Source organism: Terriglobales bacterium (genome assembly GCA_035624455.1).
Lineage (GTDB): Bacteria > Acidobacteriota > Terriglobia > Terriglobales > Acidobacteriaceae > DASPRM01.
This window is the reverse complement of sequence record DASPRM010000045.1, coordinates 1-2,755: the sequence shown is the minus strand read 5'-3', so window position 1 is coordinate 2,755 and position 2,755 is coordinate 1. Positions and strand designations below refer to the sequence as shown.

Annotated in this window: 3 protein-coding genes; 1 reads left to right on the top strand and 2 read right to left on the bottom strand. The window is 57.9% G+C overall.

Features of this window, described 5'->3' with window-relative positions:
• Positions 1-945: IS1634 family transposase (locus VEG30_05295; GenBank protein ID HXZ79324.1), on the bottom strand; the 945-nt coding region annotated here is incomplete at its 3' end.
• A gap of 229 nt (positions 946-1,174) precedes the next feature.
• On the opposite strand from VEG30_05295, the gene VEG30_05290 reads away from it, so the two are divergent.
• Positions 1,175-1,432, top strand: a complete 258-nt coding sequence (locus VEG30_05290) for a hypothetical protein (protein ID HXZ79323.1) — start codon at positions 1,175-1,177, stop codon at positions 1,430-1,432.
• 389 nt (positions 1,433-1,821) lie between these two features.
• On the opposite strand, the gene VEG30_05285 is transcribed toward VEG30_05290, so the two are convergent.
• Positions 1,822-2,755: hypothetical protein (locus VEG30_05285; GenBank protein HXZ79322.1), on the bottom strand; the 934-nt coding region annotated here is incomplete at its 5' end.

The window sequence follows — 2,755 nt, the reverse complement described above, 5'->3', positions numbered from 1 at the left end:
CTCCCCTTCGAAGCGCTTCAACATGCTTTTCGGAGTCCCCAGAATGTACCGTCGTCCTCCCTGCTTGAGGAATTCCACGTTGTCTTCGCTGCTCATACCGCGATCCATCACCCAGATCCGACCTGCCTGGCCGTATTTCTTCTCGATGGCGTTCACCATTTCTTCCACCGTGGTCGCGTCATTGCGATTGCCGGCGAAAATCTCATAACCCAGCGGCAACCCTTGCCGGCTCACCACCAGGGCGATGTTCACCTGTTTGCAATCCGGGCGGCGATCGCGGGAATAGCCGCGCTGCGCCTGTGGGTTTTGCTTCGCTTCCCCTTCAAAGTAGGTGCTGGTCACGTCGTACAGCAGCAGATCGTATTCAATCTGAAAGAGCTCGCCCAGGCGCTGCTTGAGATGTTTCTCCAGAGCATTTTTGTGGGGCAGGAGATGATCCAGGGCGCGATACAAACGATCCTCGTTGACCTTGTCCGCAGGTACGCCCAGTACATCCGCCAGCGCCATGCCTTCATAGCCTTGCTCGGCCAGGTGCAGCTCGCTGGAAGGATCGCACCAGCGCGCTAGTACCAACACCATCGACATCGTAGCCCAGGGAATGTCTTCTCGGCCGCTCGCCCATTGCTCAGCCAGGAACGGAATCAGCTCCAGTCGTTGCAGCAACTCATAGCCCAGCCATACGCCCCCAAACTGACGAGCGCATTGGACGCGAACTCGCTTGAGGTCCACCTCCACCCATTCCGCTTCCACTTTCTCAAATAGGTTCGCCTGTTCGACCTTGGCTTGCGCCGCGTGCTGGACTGCGATGCGTCCGGCCTCATCCATCTCCCCCAAGTAGGCCACCACCCGCTGCCGTGGCCCGCGGGCGGTACGGTAGCTTTCCACCAGCGCCCAGTAGGCGTGCCGTTTCTTTTGTTTCTTCCGATAACAGCGCCGCAGATACACACCTCGAGCATACGAACACGGCACAGGATTACAAGAGGGTCGGTCTTCACTACACGTCTATTCCTGCCGTGACTTGCAACCGGTTGATTGAAAACAAAAAGAAATGCCCTGGTGAAGGGCATCAGGATTCTAAAATTTCGTCTTCAGTTAACCCGAAACTGCGGAAGTTGGGCTAAGTCTTCAAACAAGTGGCGTGGTATGCCTCGGATTTTGCTGCGGATTTGGGAGCATGAGCTGGGGCAAGTTGAGGTCTTGTGAGATGCGGGTTGAGGTAGAGTGTTATTCGGGCCGGAAGGCGGATGAACGGCCGGTGCGGTTTCGGCTTGAGGGGCGCTCGTACATGATCGAGGACGTGCTCGATCAGTGGTATGGACCCGAATACGAGTACTTCAAGCTCACCACCGATGATGGCGGCGTGTACATCTTGTCGCACCGGACTTCGGTGCCAGACGGGGAATGGGAACTGGTGTCGTTCCGCAAGGGTTAGGTCTTCACCTGCCTTTTGGCAGCGGTCTTTTATTTCTAAATGTGAGGGGCATCTGCCTTTGGCGAGATGATTAAAGACTTCGGGGGGAAGAGGGGAAAGATGCTGGCCCTGGACAGCCGTCAATGCCGTCCGCCGGCGTGCACGTGATACTGCATGTGCCGTTTCATTCGCGAGTCACGGGTGGTCGCCACCACTAGAACGATCCACATTACGAACAAGGCCCCGAGCAGCCATGAAAACCCGGGCCCCATACATCCTCACATCTCTGCCGGGCGTCGCCGCGCTCGCGCTTGCTCTTGTTTCGCTGGGGTGGAGTGCTGCCTTTCGGCGACGCTCGGCCTAATTTTTGCAGTGCGCAATCCAGACCTGAAGCCGGATTGGGTAACAGCTTACGAAGCGATCGGAACCCGATGAGGGCCGGGTTCGGCTGGCTTCGCCGAGCCAGAGGCTTGCAGGCGTTCCTTCAGCAGCTGTTCCCCACGTGCGAACAGATCCTCCTTCCAAATCCTGCCGGCATCGACGTCGGCCAGGATCGAGCGCTGGGCCTGATATTCCCGGTTCTCAATGCCCGCCTTGCTCTGCAACATCCGCCACGCCTTGCGGCGCTCTACGCAGAACAGCACCAGTTGCCGGGAAATCGCCCAGTGGTCCACATCTCCGCTCGCCCCCTGGGTTTTGATGTAGACGCCAAAATCGGGGACGAACGCTCGGTGCTGCGGGTTCAAGTATCGGCGATACACGACATCCTGTTGGGTGATGCGGATCAGCATGTTTTCCAGTGGGATCAGGTTGGCTGCGTTCTCCTTCTTGATCTTCTTGAGGTGATTCCGGAATCGCGCTTCGGTGGTGCACCAATGGGCTACGGTGTAGCGGTAAGGCTCGCCGCTACCCATGAACTTCGTTTCGTACCAATCTGTGTCTAGGGAGGGATTGCCCTTAAGATCGAGCGATTCCCTGTAGGTCTCTCCCAGTCGAGGATTGAAAACGAACTCGGGCGCACCGCGCGAGTCGCGTACCCGCTGAGCCTGAGTGAGCGCCATGTCGTCGCCCACGCCGTGTTCGGGCTGGCACGTGGTAAAACACTGCAAGAATGCTGTGCCGCGATACTCCAGGCCGTCAAGGATGGCGCGGTATAGCTTGGGAACGTTGGCGATTGAGATCTGGGCTACATAAGGAGATCCGTGTCCGGCAAGGAAGGTCTCGGCGACCGTCTTTTTCTCGGTGCTCTTCCCCTGGGTGGCCGCTCCGAATACGTTCATGTCGCTGCCACCAGGCATGGGCGTAGAGTCAGAATTTTGTCCGCCAGTGTTGGAGTACACCTGG

What these genes read in the sequence shown, in the direction of transcription:
- VEG30_05290 (HXZ79323.1), top strand. Translation starts at nt 1,175, where the DNA reads ATGAGCTGGGGCAAGTTGAGGTCTTGTGAGATGCGGGTTGAGGTAGAG.